Source organism: Hymenobacter sublimis (assembly GCF_023101345.1).
Lineage (GTDB): Bacteria > Bacteroidota > Bacteroidia > Cytophagales > Hymenobacteraceae > Hymenobacter > Hymenobacter sublimis.
Window position 1 is genome coordinate 1410761 of the sequence record NZ_CP095848.1, and the last position, 18903, is coordinate 1429663.

Sequence of the window (18903 nt, forward strand, 5' to 3'; positions counted from 1 at the left end):
GTAGGGAAGGGGAAGTAGCTGGGCTAGAAACAAAATGGTTACTTTCGACCATGAGAACCTTTCTTTTTATCTCCCTTCTGTTCTATTGCACACACACTGCTTTCGGGCAGAAAAAGGCCGCCATTTCAGGCAGTGCGGGTGTGGCACCTGCTACCGTGGAGCGGGTTATCCGGGTGTTGGCGGCTGATGACATGCAAGGCCGCGCCTCTGGTAAACCTGGGGCCGAGAAAGCCGCGCGCTTTTTAGCGGCCGAATTTCAACGCATTGGCCTCCAGCCGCTAAATGGGGTGAAAGGATTTGAGCAACGCTTTCCTACTTATGAAGTGCGCACGGAAGCTGCGCTCATCAGCATCAACGGCACAAACGTCAGCCCCGATAAAACGCTGCTGGTCTCCGGCCAACCCCATTTGAACTGGACGGATGCCGACGAGCCTGCCCCCCGCATCATGACGGTAGGCGCCGATGGCAACCTCATGCGTGAGGTGCGGGCCTTGCTGGAGCCGCGTGAAAACACCCTTGTATTTATTGACCCGGCCCAGGCTCCCGCGTTTGCCCGGCTGGCTGGCTACCTGAAAAGGGGCGGGCTGCGGCCCGACAAGCCGGCGCCATTTACTACCCTGTTTGTCTTGGGCGCCACCCCACCCGCGCCGGTGAAGTTTCAGGTGGCGGCTACTACCACTATCCGGACTGTGGAACTGCGCAATGTGGTAGGCGTGCTGCCAGGTAAAGATGCCGCTCGGGCTGCGGAACAGGTAGTTTTCAGTGGGCACTACGACCACATCGGGATTCTGCCTGCCGTGCAAGGCGACTCCATTGCCAATGGCGCCGACGATGACGCCAGCGGTACCACGGCCGTCGTGGCCTTGGCTGAGTACTTCAAAAAGAAGAAGGATAACGCCCGCACCCTTGTGTTCGTGGCGTTTGCGGCCGAAGAAATCGGCGGCTTCGGGGCGCGCTACTTCTCCCAGCAGCTTGACCCCAAGCAGGTGGTGGCCATGTTCAACATTGAGATGATCGGCAAAGAAGCCAAGTTTGGACCCAACACGGCCTTCATCACCGGCTTCGATAAGTCAGACTTCGGTAAACTCCTCCAGGAAACTGCCGCCAAGGGTGGCACCTTCCGCTTCGAGCCCGACCCGTACCCAGAACAGAACCTATTCTACCGCTCTGATAACGCCACCTTGGCTCGCCTAGGTGTGCCCGCTCACACCATCAGCACCGACCAGATTCCAACCGACAAGCGCTACCATAGCGTGGATGACGAGGTAGAAAGTTTGGACCTGGTCAACATGACAGCCGTCATTACAGCCATCGGCCGCAGTGCCGCCGGTATCATCAGTGGCCAGCAAACCCCCACACGTATTGCCCCTGAATCGGTGAAACAGTAATACTGCGGTGGTGAATGGGTGAAGTGGTGTTCTAACCAGCATGTGGCGCATTAGGCCCCTGTCGACGTCACACTTCCTTTCTTCCGCGACAAGCTCTATAACGAGCCAAGCCCTTAACGTATGGTAGCGTCAAGGGCTTGGCTCGTTAGAAAGGGTAATACGTTGACCAGGACGGATGGCGTGGTTGTGCCGCCTCACTTTCCCAGGCGTGCGCTCAGGCCGGCTCCTATGTTAAAGCCCCCGGCGGCAGGCGTTAGGCCATGGGCAGCGGTTACATCAAACCGCAGACCGGGAATCGGCCGGTAGTAAAGGCCCGAAGTAAGGCCCGGCCGCCAGCCCTGCTGCCGTTGCCAAGTAGCGTAGGTTTCGGCGAAAAAGCCGACGTGATTGTTTGGCGTAAGAGGGCCGTTAAGGGCCAGCGTGGTCAGGTACTGGCCTTGCTTGGTGCCCTCCGCTTTGAAGCCCTGCTGCCGAAAACCTAAGTTGCCCTCCAGCCCAAACCGCTTGCCAAGCTGCTGAGAAACGAGCAGCCGGGCGCCCGGCTCAAACTGCTTGTTCGGAAAGCTGGCGTCACCGTTGCGCAGGTTCATGTCGAACAGCACTACTACCTGTGAACGGGCATTCTGAACCGTAGAGGCCAGAAACTTAGCTCCCACGTTTAGCGGCGCAAACCCGGCCGGGCCCGCAAACGGAGCGGGGCTGCCTTCTGGGTTGATGGCACGGGTAGCGGGCGTCAGCAGATAGTTCTGGGTGGCGCGCAACTCAATGTGGTTGAAAAAGCCTACCCGCAAGGTATTGCCCCAAGCCGTACGGCCCGCGTAGCCCGTGCTACTACCCCTGTCGTAACGGCTAAGGCTGGTTTCAAGCTGAAACTGGCCGGGGTAGAGCATGTTGGTGGTAATGGTCTGACCCGGTCGATCGGGGCGGATGAGGCGCACAAAGGGCGACTCTTCATTGTTCAGATTCGGATCAGTAGTTTGGGCCAGGGTGCGGGCCGAGCCGGCGAGCAGGAGCGCGCCGACGGTCAGCAGAGTGGTCTTTTGCATATACCCTCGACGCCTACGCAGTAGGAATAGTTCGATTTTACGAAGACGCCGCAACCCTGGCCGCTGATTTACGTGCGACAAATAAACCCGGCAAAACAGCCAACTCAGGGCGGTACGACCCAAAAACAGACATAAAAAAAGGCCGGAAACTATTCCGGCCTTTTTTTCTGAAAACAAGAAACTATACGTGTTACTGGGCCTGCTTAATGGCCTGAATGGCGGTCTGCACCGTGGCTTTCTGGTCAGCAGGCTTGTTTTGCTGCACCTTGTCGAGCATGGCCAGAATAGGCTCGTCCACCCCGTATTTTTTGTACTGAACGGCCAGCTTTTGCAGGCGCTCCACGCCCTCGTTAAGTACAGTCACATCGTTGAGGCGCGACATGAACCCAACTAGGCTTTCCAGCATCTGGAACTTGCCCTGGGGGCCAGCGGTATCAAACTGGTCGCGCACGTAGGCCCAGGTACTGGCGTTGCCGTGCTCGGCATAAACGGCTGCAACAGAAGCGGCAAGGCTACCACGAGCATCTTTTTGCAACGCCTGGGCGCGGGCCACCGCCTGTTGGGGCTGCACGGCCGCTAGGCCCTGCAAAGCCGCTCCCTGTACCGCGTACGACTGGCTATTCAGGGCCTGGGTGAAAACCTTCTGGTCTTTCTTTTCCTTTAACTGAGCCAAGGACAGCAGCAGAGCCGCCTGGTTGTTGGTGTTTTTTTCCTGAGCCAACTGCTTCCGGATAACTGGCGCGGCTGCTTTCTGCACGGCCTTATCATCGAGCTTAAGACCCGAGAGGGCCGTGAGGCGCAGGCCGGCGTACTTGTCGCTCAGGGCCGAGAGTAGGAGCTGACGGGCAGCGGCATCGGTGGGAGGCAGCTGGGCCGCGGCCGCTACGGCCTCGCGGCGGTCCACGAAGCGCGGGGCATTTTTGTACTGGTAGGCAAACCCCGCCAGGGGCTTATTGTCGGTTTTTTGCCAGAGTAGCACCTTATCGGCATCCACATTCACCAGGCTAGGCTTGCTGGCCGCCGGGAAGCGTAGGGTTTCGGTAGCCTGGCGTAACATTACTTGGTGGCGCTGGGGCTTGCCGTTCACGTACAGCTCCACGGCCATCGGCAACTGAAATACCCGGCCGGGCTGCGTTTGCCGGACGGTCACGGTTTGCTCCTTACGGCCGGCATCGTAGGCGTAGTCGATGGTGACGACGGGGTGGCCGGCGCCGAAGTACCACTGGTTGAAAAACCAGTTCAGATCCTGGCCCGATACGGCCTCCATGGCTAAGCGCAACTGGTGGGCCTCGCCATTGCCGAACTTGTTGTCGCTTAGGTATTTGGTTAGACCTTTAAAGAAAACGTCGTCGGTGAGGTAGTTGCGCAGCATGTTCAGAATTTGGCCGCCCTTCTGGTAGCTGACCAAGTCAAACATGTCCTCCTTATCGGCATAGTGGAAGCGCACCAAGTTTTTCTGCGCGTCAGCCGGGCTGCGCAGGTAGTTGCGCATGTTCATGTAGGCGTGGGCGTCGCCGGCGTCCTGGCCGTACTTGTACTCGGCCCACAGTGCCTCCGAAAAATCGGCAAACGACTCGTTTACAGTCAGGTTGCTCCAGCTTTCGGCCGTTACCAGGTCGCCGAACCACTGGTGAAACAGCTCGTGGGCAATAACCGACTCGCCGTTGGCATACTCGGCGTCGAGTAGCTCGCGGGCATCTTTCTGCAAAAATTCGCCGTGCAGGGTAGCCGAGGTGTTTTCCATGGCCCCGCTCACGTAGTCGCGCACCACAATCTGGGCGTACTTGTTCCAGGCGTAGTCCACACCGAGGCGGCGGGAGAAAAACTCCAGCATTTCGGGCGTGTTGCCGAAAATCTGCTTGGCGAAGGGCGCGTACTTGGGTTCGAGGTAGTAGCTGACCTCCTTACCCCGCCAGGTATCCTTGGTAATCTTGAAGTCGCCCACAGCCATCATGAACAGGTAGGGCGAGTGGGGCAGCTCCTGCTTCCAGGTATCGGTGCGGGTGCCGTCGGGGTTCTGCTTTTGCGCGTCGAGGCGGCCGTTGCTGAGCGTGACGTAGCGGGCGGGCACCGTCATGCTGATTTCAGCCGTCGTCTTCTGGTTGGGCTTGTCGATGGTCGGAAACCAAGCCGAGCTGGCCTCCGTCTCGCCCTGGGTCCAGATCTGGCGGGGCTTGCCGGCTTCGGTGCTGTCGGGGTTGATGAAGTACAAGCCTTTGGCGTCGGTAATGGCCTGGCTGCCTTTGGTTTTCAGCTCGTCGGGCTTGGCCACGTACTCAATGTACACGGTGTATTGCTGGCCGGGCGTGTACAGCTTGTCCAGGTGCACCAGCAGCTGCTCCTGGTTGTAGTCGTACTTCAATGTTGAAGTAGCCGTGCCGTTTACCATAGTCACCGACTTGATATCCATGCCCTTGGCATCGAGGCGCAGCGAGTCGGTAGCATACGCCACGGGCTGCAAGGTCACCCACTCGCGGCCCAGCAGCTGACGCTTGGCGTAGTCGAAGCGCACATCAAGCTTGGTGTGCACCAGCGCGTTGATTTTGCGGGCTGATTCGCGGTAGGGAAGGGTAGCGGCAGAATCGGGGCGGGCGGCCGACGACTGGGCCAGGGCGGGGGCCGCTGCCAGCAGGCCGAGGCTTAGCAGGAAAGCTTTGGTCATGAAATAAGGGGCAAGAATGGGGCTGCTAGTTGCAAACTTTTCAGCACAGATCAGGTGGGGAGGTAGTATATTCCACCGAGGCCGCCGCTCCGACTTAGGTTGTATTTGGAAAGGTGCTTTTCGAGCTGTTGTTCCAAATCAGACGCGAAATCGGAAGGCCGCAACATACTATTACTCGTCGTCCTCGTAGTCGAGGCCCAGCAGCTGGTTAAGGGCCTGCTGAATTTCGCTGGCGGCGTGCAATTGTCCGGCTCGGCGCGCTACGGTGAGGCCCGTGCGGTAAACTTTTTCGGCTTCATCCGGCTTTCCTAACTGCTGGAGCATTTTGCCAGCGTGGTAGTACGTTCCCACGTACTCCGGATGCTCGTCGAGCAGTTTTTGGTAGTACTCCATGGCCCGGATGGGCTCCGTGGTCCGGTATTCGGTGGCTAAGGCATAAATCGTAAACGGATCAGCGGGGTCGTCCTGATAAAAGGCCAGGAGTTGCTGCAGACGGCTGGGCGTTGTTTCCATGGGGCAGTAGATTTGAGTATCTTCGCCCCAAATTTGGGACTTTCCCCGTGTTCTTCTCATATAAGTAGCCGTAGATGAAGTTTCTCGTTTGCATTAGCAACGTGCCCGACACGACCACCAAAATCACGTTTACGCCTGATAATAAGGAATTTAACAAGGCAGGCGTACAATTCGTGATTAATCCTTGGGATGAGTATGCACTCACTCGCGCCATCGAATTGAAAGAAGCCCAGGGCGGCGGTACCGTAACGGTACTGAACGTGGGGGAAGCCGACACGGAGCCCAACATCCGCAAGGCCCTGGCCATCGGTGCCGATGATGCCATCCGCGTGAATGCCTTCCCCAAGGATGCCTTCTTCGTGGCCCAGCAGATTGCCAACATCGCCAAAGACGGCGGGTACGACGTGATTCTGATGGGCAAGGAAAGCATTGACTACAATGGTTTCCAGGTGCACGGCATGGTGGGCGAGCTGCTCGGCATCCCGACGGTAGCCCCCGCCATGAAGCTCGATATGAGCGGCAATACCGCTACGCTAGAGCGCGAAATTGAAGGTGGCAAGGAAATCGTGGAAGTAAACACGCCCTTCGTGGCCAGCTGCCAGCAGCCCATGTGTGAGCCCCGCATCCCGAACATGCGCGGCATCATGACGGCTCGCACCAAGCCCCTGAAAGTGGTAGAGCCTACCGGCGAGGGCGCCCGCACCGAGGTTTCCGCCTACGCGCTGCCCCCAGCTAAGCAAGGCGTGAAGCTCATTCCGGCCGAAAGCGCCGGTGAGCTGATCAAGCTGCTGCGTAACGAAGCCAAGGTTATCTAATCAAATTAAGAAGGAAGAATAAGCAGGTGCTTCGGCTGGGTCCGTCGCAGCCATTTCTTGTTCTTCTTTCCTCATTCTTCATTCACAAAAAATGTCTGTATTAGTTGTTGTTGAATGTGACGGCGGCGAGGTAAAGAAGTCTTCGCTGGAAGTAGCTTCTTACGGCAGCCAGGTAGCGCAACTGCTCGGCACGTCGGCTACGGCCGTGGCCGTAGGCGAGGCTACCGAAGCCAACCTAGCCAAGCTCGGCGAGCAGGGCATTACCAAAGTGCTTTACGATGCTGAGCCCCGCCTGAAAGATTTCGTAAACGGCGCTTACACCAAGCTCATTGCCGCCGCAGCGCAGCAGGAAGATGCCAAAGTAATTGTACTGGCTAACTCCAACATTGGCGCTGCCGTGGGCTCGCGCCTGTCGGTGCGCCTGCAGGCCAGCTTAGCTACCAACGTAGTAGAATTGCCCAAAGCCGATGGGGGTAGCTTCACGGTGAAGCGCGGTGCCTTCTCGGGTAAGGCCTTTGCCGACGTAACCCTGGCCGGCGAGCGGAAGATCATTGCCGTCAAGAAAAACTCCATTGAAGCCTTGCACGAGGCTGGCAAAACGGCCGAGGTCGTGTCCTTCTCGGCTCAACTCTCTGACGCTGACTTTGCTGATGCTCCCAAGCAGGTAGTACTGCAGGATCAGGCCGGTGGTATTCTGCTGCCCGAAGCGGATAAGGTAGTATCGGGTGGCCGCGGCATGAAGGGTCCGGAAAACTGGAAGCTGATTGAGGACCTGGCGCAAGCGCTGGGTGCCGCTACGGCCTGCTCCAAGCCGGTTTCCGACGTTGACTGGCGCCCTCACCACGAGCACGTTGGCCAGACCGGCATTACCGTTTCGCCGAACCTGTACATTGCCTGCGGCATTTCGGGTGCCATCCAGCACTTGGCCGGGGTAAACTCCTCCAAAGTAATTGTGGTCATCAACAAAGACCCGGAGGCTCCCTTCTTCAAGGCCGCTGACTACGGCATCGTCGGCGACGTGTTCGATGTGCTGCCCAAGCTGACCCAGGCTGTAAAAGAGCTGGGCTAACCGCTGCAAGAATAGGGTCTTAGGAAGCTGGAGCGTATTCGCCCCCGCATTGCCTAAGACCCTAACTCTTTTTTAGCCGTATGGGGAAGGGTAAGCCGGTATTGATTTCTTTTGCACCTGCCAAGCCGGCGCTGCCCTGTCTACCCCGTACGTGGCCCTACCGGCTAGTAGCCCTCGACCTTTAGTTCTTAAGACCCTACTTTCCTTTGAAAAAGATACCGCTCGAAATTCTGGGCCTCTCCTCCAGCCAGTCGCAGTCGGGCTCGTTTGCCCTGATCCTGGGTGAAAAGACTGGCAACCGTCGCCTGCCCATTATCATTGGCATGTTCGAGGCGCAAAGTATTGCTATCCAGATAGAGAAGATCAGCCCGAACCGGCCCCTCACGCACGATCTGTTCAAATCATTTGCCGAACAAGTGCACGTGGCCGTACTGGAGGTGCTGATTTCGGACCTGAAAGAAGGGGTGTTCTATTCCAAGATTGTATGCTCCGACGGTGCTACTACCTTCGAGCTTGACTCGCGGCCTTCCGACGCCATTGCCATTGGGCTGCGCTTCGGGGTGCCAATTTTTACGGTGGAAAGCGTCCTGAGCGAAGCCGGAATTATCCTGTCGGACCTGGATGAAAATGCCGACGAGGACGAAGACGACACGGACGATGAGGATGAGGACGACGACAGCGGCCGTCCGGCCCCTGCGCCCGCCGAGCCCCGAGAGCCTAGCGGTCAGGTATCCTTGGATGAGTTGACCAAGATGCTGGCCCAGGCCCTGGAGCGGGAAGACTACGAGAAGGCCGCCAAAATCCGCGACGAACTTAACAAGCGCAACGGCTAAGCGCCGCTACTACCCTCGAGTTATAATGGAAACGCCTTTCTATGAATAGAGAGGCGTTTTTGCTTCTGCCTTCTGCCGGGCTCCTCGGGTAATGAAGCCCCAATCGAATGCCTGCTACCTTGTACCTTGCCGCGGTAACTGATAGACCTTCTTTCGCATGGAACCGACTCCTGACCTTGATTTGCGCTTTCCCATTGGCCAGCCCGTATTGCCCGATGAACCCCTGGACCGCGGCGCCCGCACCGCCTACATGGCCCAAATCGCTACCCTTCCGGACCTTGTACGCACTGCAGTTCTGGGTCTTTCACCGGCCCAACTTGATACGCCCTACCGCCCCGGCGGCTGGACGGTGCGCCAGGTTATTCACCACCTGCCCGACTCGCACCTGAATAGCTACACTCGTTTCAAGCTAGCCCTGACCGAGGATAACCCTACGGTGCGCCCCTATGAGGAGCAGCTTTGGGCTGAGCTACCCGATAATGAGGCAACCCCAGTAGCTGTTTCCCTCGCTTTGTTAGAGGCCCTGCACATTCGCTGGATAAAGCTGCTGCGTAACCTCACCGACGCGCAGTGGAACCGCACGTTCTACCACCCCGGCTCCCAGCGTACCTTCACCCTCGACCAAGTGCTAGTACTGTATGCCTGGCACGGCCGGCACCACCTGGCTCATATCACGGAGCTGCGCAAGCGCCAGCAGTGGTAGAATAGCGAGCCGGTGATTCAGTGAGTAAGGTGTCATGGCGAGGCTACCGACGCCATCCGTCCTGACCAACGTGCTACCCTTCTAGATGTGACAAGCCCTTACCTCCAGTGCGGAAGTAAGGGCTTGTCTGGTTATCAGGCTGGTCACAAAGAGAGCAAGGATGCCTCGCCATGAAGGCATTTTCTCACGGACTGCTTTATCTACTAAATATTAATAGCCTCGTCGGTGGTAGCGGCGGCCAGGCCACCTTCAGTTTCATCATCTACCTTTTTAGCGGCTCGCACCAGACTGCTGCTGAAGATAAACTCTTTCAATTCAGGCACCTGGGCGTTCAGGATTTCATCTTTGTTACCATCCCAGAGCTTAAGGCCCTTGTAGAGGAAGATGATATGGTCCCCAATTTCCACCACCGAGTTCATATCGTGGGTTACTACCACCGTGGTAATACCGTACTCATGGGTGATTTCGTGGATGAGTTCGTCGATTTTGATGCTGGTGAGCGGGTCGAGGCCGGAGTTAGGTTCGTCGCAGAACAGGTAGGTGCAGTTGGGGGCAATGGCGCGAGCAATGCCCACGCGCTTTTTCATGCCGCCTGAAATTTCGGAAGGCATTTTGGTACCCGCGTTTTCCAGGCCCACGCGCTTGAGGCAGAACTCAACCCGGTCGCGGCGCTCTTCGCGGCTCATGTCGGGCGTGAGCATCTTCAGCGGAAACTCCACGTTTTCGTACACCGTCATGGAGTCAAACAAGGCCGAGCCCTGAAAGAGCATCCCAATTTTCTTCCGGATTTCCTGCCGAATATCCACCTTGTTGTTGGTGAACACCGTGCCGTCGAAGGTAATGCTGCCCAGGTCGGGCTTCATCAGGCCCACAATGCACTGTAGCAGCACCGATTTACCCGTGCCGGAACCTCCTAGCAGCAGGTTACACTTGCCCGTTTCGAAGGTGCAGGTAATACCTTTCAGTACCTGGTTGCCCTCGAAGGACTTTTGGACGTTGTGAACTTCAATCATATGTGTAGTAAGCTGTCAGCTGATGGCTGTTAGCGCTTTTGATAACCAGGCTAACAGCTAACAGCTTGCGCATTATAGAAGGAGGGCAGCCAGGGCAAAATCGGCCACTAGAATGGCAATGATGGAATTGTTAACGGCCGTAGTGCTGGCCGCTCCCACTTCCAAGGCGCCGCCCTGCGTGTAGAAGCCTTTGAACGACGAAATAGCCGAAACCAAGAAGGCAAATACAACCGACTTAATGAGGGCAAAGACAATGTTGTAAGGAATAAAATCGGTGCGGATACCTTCAATATATTCCTGAGCCGACAACGCCCCCGTCAGAGACCCTGCCAAATAGCCCCCGATGATGGATAAAGCCATGGCCAGAATCACGAGCAGCGGGAACATGAGCATGGAGGCCAGAATGCGCGGCAGCACCAGGTAGGAGGCGGAGTTGATGCCCATAACCTCCAGGGCCGATACCTGCTCAGTGATGCGCATAGTGCCCAAGCCGCCAGCAATACTGGAACCCACCTTGCCGGCCAACACAATGCTGGTAATAGTAGGCGCCAGCTCCAGAATCGTCATTTCGCGCACCATGTAGCCAATGGTGCTTTTAGGAATGAGCGGGTTGGTCAGGTTGTAGGCAATCTGCACGCAGGTTACGGCCCCAATAAAGGCCGACACGATGGCGACGATAAAAATGGAGTTGATGCCGATGATAACACACTCGTCTATAGTGCGTTGCCATAATACGGCTACCCGTTCTTTCCGCGTGAGCATGCTCTGAATAAAGAGCAGAAATTCACCGAAGGACTTGACCATAAAAGGGAATAAGAAAAGAAAAGCGGAAACTTGCGGCATCCGAAAGGGAGGGGGAGTGCCGAGCTGCCTTGCTTACGTAAAAACCAATTCAGGAATCAAAGGAATGCAAAAAAATATCGTTGTTACGGGTGGTACCAAAGGAATTGGGCGGGCCCTGGTGTGGCGCTTTCTGCAGGCGGGCTATCCGGTGGTTACCTGCGCCCGCTCCACCACAGACTTGCAGGAGCTGCAAGCCGCTGCCGCGGAGCAACTTCCCGGCGCCGTACTGCACACCCTACCCGCCGATTTAAGCCGGCAGGAAGACTGCGTGCGCTTCACTGATTTTGTGCGCAGCCAGGGCGAAGTAGAAGTGTTGGTTAACAACACCGGTTCCTTTATTCCGGGCCGCTTGCAAGATGAGCCCCAGGATGGCTCCCAGCTCCGTCAGATGCTGGCCGTGAACTTGCTCAGCGCCTACGATGTGACGCTGGCCTTGCTACCGGGGCTGCTGGCGCAGCGGGCGGGCCATATCTTCACTATCTGCTCTACGGCCAGTCTTACGGCCTACCCCAATGGTGGCTCCTACGGCATTGCCAAGCACGCCCTGTTGGGCATGACCCGCAACTTGCGCGAAGAGCTAAAGGACTCTGGCATCCGGGTGACGGCCGTGCTGCCCGGCGCTACCCTCACCGCCAGCTGGGAAGGCGTTGACCTGCCCGCCGAGCGGTTCATCAAAGCCGAAGACGTAGCCGAAGCCATTTTTGCTACCTACTCTCTCTCGCCCCAGGCTGTGGTGGAGGAGCTGCTGATCCGGCCCCAACTCGGCGACCTGTAAGTGGCGGGAGTAGCCTGGGTTCTTACTCGCGCGCTAGCTTGCCCTTGCCGCTGACCCGAAAATCTGCTACTGAAGGTGTTCCGCGGTAAAAGATGGTGCCGGTGCCCGCGTGGGTGCCGGCCAGCAGCTGGCGCGGACTGAAATAACCATTTCCGTTGCTGCTGAAATTGGTTTGTAAGTACACGTCCCCGGTGGCCAACTCCGAAGCATACATGCTGCCGTTGCCGCCAATGGTGTGGTGCAGCTCCGCGGCGGTTCCACTCAGGTACATGTCGCCTAGCTCGTACTGGTCCAGGCCCAGGTAGCGGCTGGTCAGGTGCAGGCGAAAGTCGCCGGAGCCGATAAGGTGGGCATACAGCGTATCGGCCCGGAAGGTGCCGCTGGTTTGAATATCAGCCTGGCCGCGCAGAAACAGGTCGGTGAGGCGCGGGGTGTGCAGGGTTACTTCGCGGGGCGTGTTGTAGCGACGTACCCAGTTGCAGCGGCTGGTGTTGCGAACGGTGAGGTGGTTACCTTCCACTTCCAGGCGGATATCTTCCTGCAGGTTTTTGCCCGCTCGCACCTCGGCGTAGGTTATCGTGTCCTGCAGGAGCGTTACCCGCACGTTGTCGTAGGTAGTCAACACCCGGAAAGGAGGGAGGCTGCGGCGCTCCGTGGTGATGTTGCCTGTGCTGGTGAAACAGCCGGCTTCGTTTTCCGGCTGGCAGGCCGTCAGCAGCAGCAGGCCCGTACCTAGGGCGCAACTCCCGCGTAAAAGCCGGTGCAGGGCGCTAACTTGCGGCCGTATTTTAAACCCGAACATCAAACTACTGCTATGGACCTACGCGGCAAGGTAGCCATTATCACAGGCGTCAGCAAAGGAATTGGGCTGGCGACGGCCGAAGCGTTGCTGGCTCGCGGGGCCGTGGTAGCTGGCTGGGGCCGCACCGCGCCAGAAAGCCTGACCCACGAGCGGTTTCAGTTTTTTGAGTGCGACATCCGTGACGAGGTAGCGGTTCAGGAAGCCTTCACCAACACCCAGCGTGAGCTAGGCCAGGAAGTTCATGTGCTGGTTAACAACGCCGGCATCGGCAATTTCGGCCCCGTTGACGGGTTTTCGTCGGATGACTGGCACGCCATGTTCGATACCAACGTGCACGGGTTGTTTTACTGCACCAAGGCCGCCCTACCCCAGATGAAAAAGCAGCGGGAGGGTCATATTATTAATGTGGCGTCCCTGGCTGGCACGGCGGGCACAGCCAACCTAGCCGGCTACTGCGCCACCAAGTACGCCGTGCGCGGTTTCTCCGATGCCCTGTTCAAGGAAGTGCGCCCCGCCGGTGTGCGGGTAACCTGCGTAATGCCCGGCTCGGTGGAAACCAACTTTAACGGCGCTACCCCCGGCCAGCAGCCCGACCCGCACAAAATGCAACCCGAAGACATTGCCGCCGCCATTGTGCATGCCCTGGAAGCCCCGCAAACCGTCATGATTTCGGAGCTGCAGATGCGGCCCACCCAACCAAAGTAATTGATGACGCTACTGATACTGCTGGCGCTGCTCTTGTACTGCATAAAACAGCGCCGGCAGGCGTTACCCCACCGGCGCCGAACAACGGGAATGTTTGTGGCGTTAGTCGCCCTGTGGCTGCTTATGCAGGTAACCTGGGCGCTGCTGCCGCTGCTGGCAAGGTATTGAGAATAAACAAGTGTGCACGGTTTCGATAGAACCCTATGGTAGAAGTTCAACAGCTCACAAAAACCTTTGGCGCCCAGGCTGCGGTGAACAACATCAGCTTCACGGTAGGCAAAGGCGAAATCCTGGGCTTTCTGGGGCCGAACGGGGCAGGCAAATCCACGACCATGAAAATTGCCACCGGCTACCTGCCGCCTTCCCTGGGCACGGTAACCGTGGATGGCTTTGATGTGCAAACCAGCCCGCTGGAAGTGCGCCGCCGGGTGGGCTACCTGCCCGAGCACAACCCACTTTACCTGGACATGTACGTGCACGAGTACCTGGAATTCATCGGCTCGGTGCACGGGCTGAAGGGAAATCAGCGCCGCCAGCGGGTGCAAGAGATGGTGGAAAGGGTAGGGTTGGGCCGCGAGCAGAACAAGCAAATTGGGGCGCTTTCGAAAGGTTACCGCCAGCGCGTAGGCCTGGCCCAGGCCCTTATTCACGATCCGGGTGTACTCATCCTCGACGAGCCCACCACCGGCCTCGACCCCAACCAAATTGGTGAAATCCGCAGCCTGATCCGGGAGCTGGGCCAGGACAAAACCGTCATCTTCTCTACTCACATTCTGCCCGAAGTAGCTGCCTTGTGCAGCCGCGCCGTTATCATCAACCGCGGCCAACTGGTAGCCGATTCTCCCGTGTCAGAGCTGGGCGGGAAGGTAGCCGGCGAAACCGTCATCCGCGCCGAGTTCGAGCAGGCCATTGACCTGGCCCCCTTGCGCGCCTTGCCCGGCATAACCCACGTGGAGGCCGCCGGCAACATCTATCATATTCGCGCAATTGCTGGCTCCGACCAACGCGGAGCCATTTCCCGCTTGGCCGCCCAACAGGGCTGGGTGCTGCTGGGGCTGCGGCAAGAGGAGCAGAGCTTGGAGCAGGTCTTCCAGTCCCTGACGAAATGAGTAGCTGTAGCTTATCTACTATTCACCTGTCCTCCTGATGTATTCCGTTCTTCGCAAAGAATTTAATTCCTTCCTCAACTCCCCGGTGGCTTACGTGGTCATTGGGGTGTTTCTGGTGGCTACCGGCCTATTTGTGTGGGTGTTCCCAGACAGCTCAGTGCTGGACTACGGGTTTGCCGATTTGCAAACTCTTTTCAACATGGCTCCCTGGATTTTCCTGTTCCTGATTCCGGCCATTACCATGCGCACCTTCGCTGAGGAGAAGAAAGCCGGTACCATGGAGCTGCTGCTCACCCGTCCGCTCACCGATGGGCAGATTATCGGCGGCAAGTACTTGGCTTGCTTGCTGCTGGCCCTCCTGGCTCTGCTCCCCACGCTGCTTTATTATTACTCGGTTTACCAACTGGGTAGTCCCCAGGGGAACATCGACTCAGCCGCTACAGTGGGCTCCTACCTGGGCCTGGGGCTGCTGGCAGCGGTGTTTGCAGCCATCGGTATTTTTGCCAGCGCCATTACCCGCGACCAGATTATTGCCTTTCTGGTGGCCGTAGTGGGCTGCTTTCTGGTGTATTCGGGGTTCGACTCGCTGGCTTCGGTGTTTGATGGAGCGCCGGCCTACTACATTGGGCAGCTGGGCATTGCGGCCCACTACCGCGACATCAGCAAGGGTCTTCTCGATTCCCGCGACCTACTCTATTTTCTTACCCTGATTGCTGCCCTGCTGCTGGGTACGCGCCTGGTACTCCAAAGCCGGAACTGGTAGGCTTTTTAGCTATAAGCTGATGGCTTTCAGCTGTTGGCCTTTGGCAGAACTGAGTGACATAGCAATTGGCTACTAGCCTTTTGATACAAGAAGAACTTTCAACCCGCATTCTGTGAGCACAGAACATCAGCCAACAACTAACAGCCAACAGCCAACAGCTAGCCGAAAACGCCGTGACCTCACGCGCTTTGCGCTGGCGCTGGTGGGCTTGCTGCTACTAAATTTTCTTGCTGGCCTGTTCTTCTTTCGCCTTGACTTGACGGAGGAGAAGCGCTACACCATGTCGGGGGCTACCCGGCAGTTGCTCTCAGGCCTGAAGCAGCCCGTCACCGTTACCGTCTACCTCGACGGTGACTTTCCGCCCGCGTTTCGACGTTTGCAGCAGTCCGTGCGCGAAACCCTGAACGAAATGCAGGTGTACGGTGGGGCCAACTTGCACTACGTCTTCGTCGACCCCTCAGCGGCCGGCACCGAGAAGGCTCGCAACGAGTACTACCAAGCGCTGTTCAAAAAAGGATTACGGCCTACCAACCTCGGGGCCACCGAAAACGGCAAGCGCACTGAGAAAATCATTTTTCCCTGGGCCACGGTAGCGGCCGGCGGCAAAGAGCAGCAGGTGCTGCTGCTGCGCGGTAACCAAGCCGCCCCCTCCGATGTGCGCCTCAACCAGAGCATAGAAGGGCTGGAATACGAGCTGGCCAGCGCCATCCGCAAGCTCAACCCCGGCTCGCGCAAGCGCATTGGGGTAGTAGAGGGCCACGGCGAGCTGTCGAACCAGGAAGCTGGCGACCTGATTGGCTCCCTGAGTCAGTTCTACGACGTATTCCGGGTGAACCTAGCTCAGTCGCGCCCCCAGGATTTGCGTACGCTCAGCGCCCTGATTGTGGCCAAGCCGGCCGGAGCTTATGCCGAGCCGGAAAAGTTTAAGCTCGACCAGTTCGTGACCCAGGGTGGTAGTGCCTTGTTCTTCGTGGATGCCATGCGCGTGAACCTGGACAGCGCCAACCGCGGCGGTATGCTGTCCTTCCCCCAGCCCCTGGGCCTCGACGACCTACTGTTCAAGTACGGCGTGCGCATAAACCCCGATCTGCTGCTCGACCTCAACTCCGGCGTCATCCCCATGGTTACTGGCACCCTCGGCGACAAGCCCAAGGTGGAACCCATGCCCTGGCAGTTCTACCCCCTGATTAACAACTTCAGCCAGCACCCCATCACCCGCAACCTCGACGCGGTGTACACCAAATTTGTCAGCAGCATTGATACGGTGAAGGCCGTGGGCATCCGCAAAACGCCCTTGCTGTTCACCTCCCGCTACACCCGGGTGCTACCCTCGCCGGTACCCGTGAACCTGAATGACGCCCGCCTGGAGCCCGACCCCAAGCTCTACAAGGCGCAGTTCAAGCCCGTGGGCTACCTGCTCGAAGGCCAGTTCCGCTCCCTGTATGCCAACCGCGCCGAGCCCGGCACCACCCGCTACCAGCCAGCTACCTCCCCGCTGGCTAAGCCTGCCAAGGTGCTGGTCATTTCCGATGGCGACTTCGTGCGTAATGAGGTGGATCCTAAAACGGGCCGACCTTTTCGCCTGGGCTTCGACCGCCTAGCCAACACCGAGTTTGCCAACCGGGAGCTAGTGCTGAACGCCGTGGACTACATGCTGGATGAAAGCGGCCTGATTGCTGTACGCGGCAAGCAAATCACCCTACGCCCCCTGGATAAGCTGCGGGTAGTGGAAGAACGCCGCCGCTGGCAGTTGCTGAACTTGGTGGTTCCGCTGGCTTTGCTGGGCTTATTTGGGGTAGTGCGCGCCTGGCGCCGCAAGCGCCGGTACGCGTCGTTTTAGCATTTCTGCTTCCAGTTCTTGGCCGAGCATCAGCTTGCCGAACCCATGAACGGGTAGCCGACAACATGATTTCGGGCTTGGCCTAGGTGCTGCTGATAGCTAAGCAGTCGAGCTGAAAGTGGCAGCTAGTGCTCTGAATCAACTTTTCAGCCTGCTTGCGCCGGTAGGGTTAAGCATAAGCTCGGCGCTCCAGACTCAGAGGCTACAAGCAACACGGGCTAGCACAGCCGGCCAGATTGTGCGGGGCGGCGGGGAAGTGTCTGCTATTCGGGTATCTTTGCTGAATACGCCAGTAGAATATGCAAGACCTGATGACTTCCTCCGCTTCTCTGGGGCCACAGCTGCCCAAAACGCCCACGGGCATCGATGGCCTGGATGAGATAACGGAGGGAGGCTTACCCCAGGGGCGCCCCACGCTGGTGTGCGGCAGCGCCGGCTGCGGTAAAACCCTGATGGGCGTGGAGTTTTTGGTGCGCGGTATTCAGCAATTCAACGAGCCCGGGGTGCTCATGGCCTTCGAGGAAACGGCCGATGAGCTAGCCGCCAACGTCACCTCCTTGGGCTTTGACCTGCAAACCCTCCAGGGCCAGGGGCAACTGCGCATCGACCACGTGCACGTCGACCGCTCAGAAATCGAGGAAACCGGCGAGTATGATCTGGAAGGTCTATTCATTCGCTTGGGCTACGCCATTGACTCCATCGGGGCCAAGCGCGTGGTGCTCGATACCATTGAGGCCCTGTTCTCCGGCTTCACCAACCAAGCTGTGCTCCGTTCCGAAATCCGCCGGCTGTTTCGCTGGCTTAAGGACAAGGGCGTGACCACCATTATTACCGCCGAGCGGGGCGAAGGCTCCCTGACCCGGCAGGGCCTGGAGGAATACGTGTCAGATTGCGTGATTCTGCTGGATAACCGGGTAATTGAGCAGATTACTACCCGCCGCCTGCGCATTGTGAAATACCGCGGCAGCACCCACGGCACCAATGAATATCCCTACCTGATTACCGAGGACGGTATTTCCGTGCTACCCGTAACCAGCCTGAAGCTCGACCACGAAGTTTCCAACGAAATCATTTCCACGGGCGTACCAGCCCTGGACGATATGTTTGGCCGGCACGGGTTTTACAAGGGCAGCAGCGTGCTCATCACGGGTACCGCCGGCACGGCCAAAACTACTTTGGCCGCCTCCTTCGCCCATGCCATATGTAGCACCGGCAAGCGCTGCGCCTTCTTCGCCTTCGAGGAGTCGCCCCAGCAGCTGGTGCGCAACATGCGCTCCATTGGCCTCAACTTGAACACCTTTATGGAGCAGGGGCTACTGCACGTGGAAGCCTCGCGCCCTACCCTGAACGGGCTGGAAAAGCATTTGGTGACGCTGCACCGCCTAGTTAAAGAGTTCAAGCCCGATGCGGTGGTTATTGACCCCATCAGCAACCTAATCACCGTGGGCAACATTGCGGAAGTGCGCAGCATGCTCACCCGCCTGATTGACTTCCTGAAAATCAACAACATCACGGCCATGTTCACTTCCCTGATCAACGGCCGTAATATTCAGCAGGAAATGACGGAGGAAGGCGTTTCCTCGTTGGTTGACACCTGGATAAGCGTGCGGGACTTGGAAGGGGTAGGGGAGCGAAACCGGGGCATCAGCATTCTGAAAGCTCGGGGCATGGCGCACTCCAACCAGGTTCGGGAGTTTGTAGTCACTGACCACGGCGTTCAACTCCTGGACGTTGTGATTGGGCCTATGGGCATCGTGACGGGAGCCAGCCGCCTAACCCAGCAAATGCAGGAGCAGGCCCAAGCCCTGGCTAGCCAGCAGGAGCTGGAGCGCAAAGACCGAGAAATTGAGCGCAAGCGCCGGGTGCTGGAAGCGACCATTGCCAATTTGCGCACGGAATTTGAGTCAGTGGAAGAGGAGTTGCGGCAAATTAACCATGAGGAGCTGGTTCGCCAGCAGAAGCTAGCCGATAACCGCCGGCAAATTGCGGGAACCGCCTCCACCGAGTAAGTCTCCAGTACGTCT

Annotated in this window: 17 protein-coding genes; 11 read left to right on the forward strand and 6 right to left on the reverse strand. The window is 58.0% G+C overall.

Annotated features, from left to right (window positions below):
* Positions 1–50: 50 nt before the first annotated feature.
* Positions 51–1388 carry a M20/M25/M40 family metallo-hydrolase gene (locus MWH26_RS05940; protein ID WP_247976473.1) on the forward strand — a complete coding sequence of 446 codons (1338 nt, stop codon included), beginning with the start codon at positions 51–53 and terminating at the stop codon, positions 1386–1388.
* A gap of 194 nt (positions 1389–1582) precedes the next feature.
* Here the strand turns inward: MWH26_RS05940 and MWH26_RS05945 are convergent, their stop codons facing one another.
* The 3 genes from MWH26_RS05945 to MWH26_RS05955 all read right to left on the reverse strand — a co-directional run bounded on the left by MWH26_RS05945 (position 1583) and on the right by MWH26_RS05955 (position 5609).
* Positions 1583–2434, reverse strand: a complete 852-nt coding sequence (locus MWH26_RS05945) for a transporter (RefSeq protein ID WP_247976474.1) — start codon at positions 2432–2434, stop codon at positions 1583–1585.
* Between the two features lie 190 nt (positions 2435–2624).
* Entirely contained in the window at positions 2625–5096 is a 2472-nt protein-coding gene (locus tag MWH26_RS05950) for a M1 family metallopeptidase (RefSeq protein WP_247976475.1), read from the reverse strand.
* Between the two features lie 171 nt (positions 5097–5267).
* Positions 5268–5609 (reverse strand): tetratricopeptide repeat protein, encoded by a 342-nt coding sequence (locus MWH26_RS05955; RefSeq protein WP_244695728.1) that lies wholly within the window; start codon positions 5607–5609, stop codon positions 5268–5270.
* Positions 5610–5683: 74 nt separating this feature from the next.
* On the opposite strand from MWH26_RS05955, the gene MWH26_RS05960 reads away from it, so the two are divergent.
* From MWH26_RS05960 to MWH26_RS05975, 4 genes are all read left to right on the forward strand, one after another.
* Positions 5684–6424: an electron transfer flavoprotein subunit beta/FixA family protein gene (locus MWH26_RS05960; RefSeq protein WP_188557429.1), complete on the forward strand. Its 741-nt coding sequence runs from the start codon at positions 5684–5686 to the stop codon at positions 6422–6424.
* A 91-nt stretch (positions 6425–6515) separates the two neighbouring features.
* Positions 6516–7493, forward strand: a complete 978-nt coding sequence (locus tag MWH26_RS05965) for an electron transfer flavoprotein subunit alpha/FixB family protein (protein ID WP_244695729.1) — start codon at positions 6516–6518, stop codon at positions 7491–7493.
* A 206-nt stretch (positions 7494–7699) separates the two neighbouring features.
* Positions 7700–8326, forward strand: coding sequence for a bifunctional nuclease family protein (locus MWH26_RS05970; RefSeq protein WP_188557431.1), 627 nt, complete (start codon positions 7700–7702; stop codon positions 8324–8326).
* 157 nt (positions 8327–8483) lie between these two features.
* Positions 8484–9029 carry a YfiT family bacillithiol transferase gene (locus MWH26_RS05975; protein ID WP_244695731.1) on the forward strand — a complete coding sequence of 182 codons (546 nt, stop codon included), beginning with the start codon at positions 8484–8486 and terminating at the stop codon, positions 9027–9029.
* A gap of 203 nt (positions 9030–9232) precedes the next feature.
* Here MWH26_RS05975 and MWH26_RS05980 read toward each other — a convergent pair whose 3' ends face one another.
* Both MWH26_RS05980 and MWH26_RS05985 read right to left on the reverse strand, forming a co-directional pair.
* The gene (locus MWH26_RS05980) at positions 9233–10042 is read right to left on the reverse strand and encodes an ABC transporter ATP-binding protein (RefSeq protein WP_244695732.1); all 810 of its coding nucleotides are present in this window, start codon (positions 10040–10042) and stop codon (positions 9233–9235) included.
* 72 nt (positions 10043–10114) lie between these two features.
* Positions 10115–10846 (reverse strand): MlaE family ABC transporter permease, encoded by a 732-nt coding sequence (locus MWH26_RS05985; RefSeq protein ID WP_247976476.1) that lies wholly within the window; start codon positions 10844–10846, stop codon positions 10115–10117.
* Between the two features lie 103 nt (positions 10847–10949).
* Here MWH26_RS05985 and MWH26_RS05990 point away from each other — a divergent pair, with 103 nt between their 5' ends.
* The gene (locus tag MWH26_RS05990; protein ID WP_247976477.1) at positions 10950–11660 is read left to right on the forward strand and encodes an SDR family oxidoreductase; all 711 of its coding nucleotides are present in this window, start codon (positions 10950–10952) and stop codon (positions 11658–11660) included.
* Between the two features lie 22 nt (positions 11661–11682).
* Here the strand turns inward: MWH26_RS05990 and MWH26_RS05995 are convergent, their stop codons facing one another.
* Positions 11683–12462 carry a GIN domain-containing protein gene (locus MWH26_RS05995; RefSeq protein ID WP_247976478.1) on the reverse strand — a complete coding sequence of 260 codons (780 nt, stop codon included), beginning with the start codon at positions 12460–12462 and terminating at the stop codon, positions 11683–11685.
* A 12-nt stretch (positions 12463–12474) separates the two neighbouring features.
* On the opposite strand from MWH26_RS05995, the gene MWH26_RS06000 reads away from it, so the two are divergent.
* The 5 genes from MWH26_RS06000 to kaiC all read left to right on the forward strand — a co-directional run bounded on the left by MWH26_RS06000 (position 12475) and on the right by kaiC (position 18888).
* The gene (locus MWH26_RS06000; protein ID WP_247976479.1) at positions 12475–13167 is read left to right on the forward strand and encodes an SDR family oxidoreductase; all 693 of its coding nucleotides are present in this window, start codon (positions 12475–12477) and stop codon (positions 13165–13167) included.
* A 203-nt stretch (positions 13168–13370) separates the two neighbouring features.
* The gene (gene gldA / locus MWH26_RS06005) at positions 13371–14276 is read left to right on the forward strand and encodes a gliding motility-associated ABC transporter ATP-binding subunit GldA (protein WP_247976480.1); all 906 of its coding nucleotides are present in this window, start codon (positions 13371–13373) and stop codon (positions 14274–14276) included.
* A gap of 37 nt (positions 14277–14313) precedes the next feature.
* Entirely contained in the window at positions 14314–15039 is a 726-nt protein-coding gene (gldF, locus tag MWH26_RS06010; protein WP_247976481.1) for a gliding motility-associated ABC transporter permease subunit GldF, read from the forward strand.
* A 112-nt stretch (positions 15040–15151) separates the two neighbouring features.
* Positions 15152–16879 (forward strand): gliding motility-associated ABC transporter substrate-binding protein GldG, encoded by a 1728-nt coding sequence (gene gldG, locus MWH26_RS06015; protein ID WP_247976482.1) that lies wholly within the window; start codon positions 15152–15154, stop codon positions 16877–16879.
* Between the two features lie 311 nt (positions 16880–17190).
* Positions 17191–18888 carry a circadian clock protein KaiC gene (gene kaiC / locus MWH26_RS06020; RefSeq protein ID WP_247976483.1) on the forward strand — a complete coding sequence of 566 codons (1698 nt, stop codon included), beginning with the start codon at positions 17191–17193 and terminating at the stop codon, positions 18886–18888.
* Positions 18889–18903: the final 15 nt, after the last annotated feature.

Coding starts and splice junctions, on each gene's coding strand:
- gldA (WP_247976480.1), top strand. CDS start 13,371: ATGGTAGAAGTTCAACAGCTCACAAAAACCTTTGGCGCCCAGGCTGCG.
- MWH26_RS05940 (WP_247976473.1), top strand. CDS start 51: ATGAGAACCTTTCTTTTTATCTCCCTTCTGTTCTATTGCACACACACT.
- MWH26_RS05990 (WP_247976477.1), top strand. CDS start 10,950: ATGCAAAAAAATATCGTTGTTACGGGTGGTACCAAAGGAATTGGGCGG.
- MWH26_RS05985 (WP_247976476.1), bottom strand. CDS start 10,846: ATGGTCAAGTCCTTCGGTGAATTTCTGCTCTTTATTCAGAGCATGCTC.
- gldF (WP_247976481.1), top strand. CDS start 14,314: ATGTATTCCGTTCTTCGCAAAGAATTTAATTCCTTCCTCAACTCCCCG.
- MWH26_RS05950 (WP_247976475.1), bottom strand. CDS start 5,096: ATGACCAAAGCTTTCCTGCTAAGCCTCGGCCTGCTGGCAGCGGCCCCC.
- MWH26_RS05945 (WP_247976474.1), bottom strand. CDS start 2,434: ATGCAAAAGACCACTCTGCTGACCGTCGGCGCGCTCCTGCTCGCCGGC.
- MWH26_RS05995 (WP_247976478.1), bottom strand. CDS start 12,462: ATGTTCGGGTTTAAAATACGGCCGCAAGTTAGCGCCCTGCACCGGCTT.
- MWH26_RS05975 (WP_244695731.1), top strand. CDS start 8,484: ATGGAACCGACTCCTGACCTTGATTTGCGCTTTCCCATTGGCCAGCCC.
- kaiC (WP_247976483.1), top strand. CDS start 17,191: ATGACTTCCTCCGCTTCTCTGGGGCCACAGCTGCCCAAAACGCCCACG.
- MWH26_RS05955 (WP_244695728.1), bottom strand. CDS start 5,609: ATGGAAACAACGCCCAGCCGTCTGCAGCAACTCCTGGCCTTTTATCAG.
- MWH26_RS05960 (WP_188557429.1), top strand. CDS start 5,684: ATGAAGTTTCTCGTTTGCATTAGCAACGTGCCCGACACGACCACCAAA.
- MWH26_RS05965 (WP_244695729.1), top strand. CDS start 6,516: ATGTCTGTATTAGTTGTTGTTGAATGTGACGGCGGCGAGGTAAAGAAG.
- MWH26_RS06000 (WP_247976479.1), top strand. CDS start 12,475: ATGGACCTACGCGGCAAGGTAGCCATTATCACAGGCGTCAGCAAAGGA.
- MWH26_RS05980 (WP_244695732.1), bottom strand. CDS start 10,042: ATGATTGAAGTTCACAACGTCCAAAAGTCCTTCGAGGGCAACCAGGTA.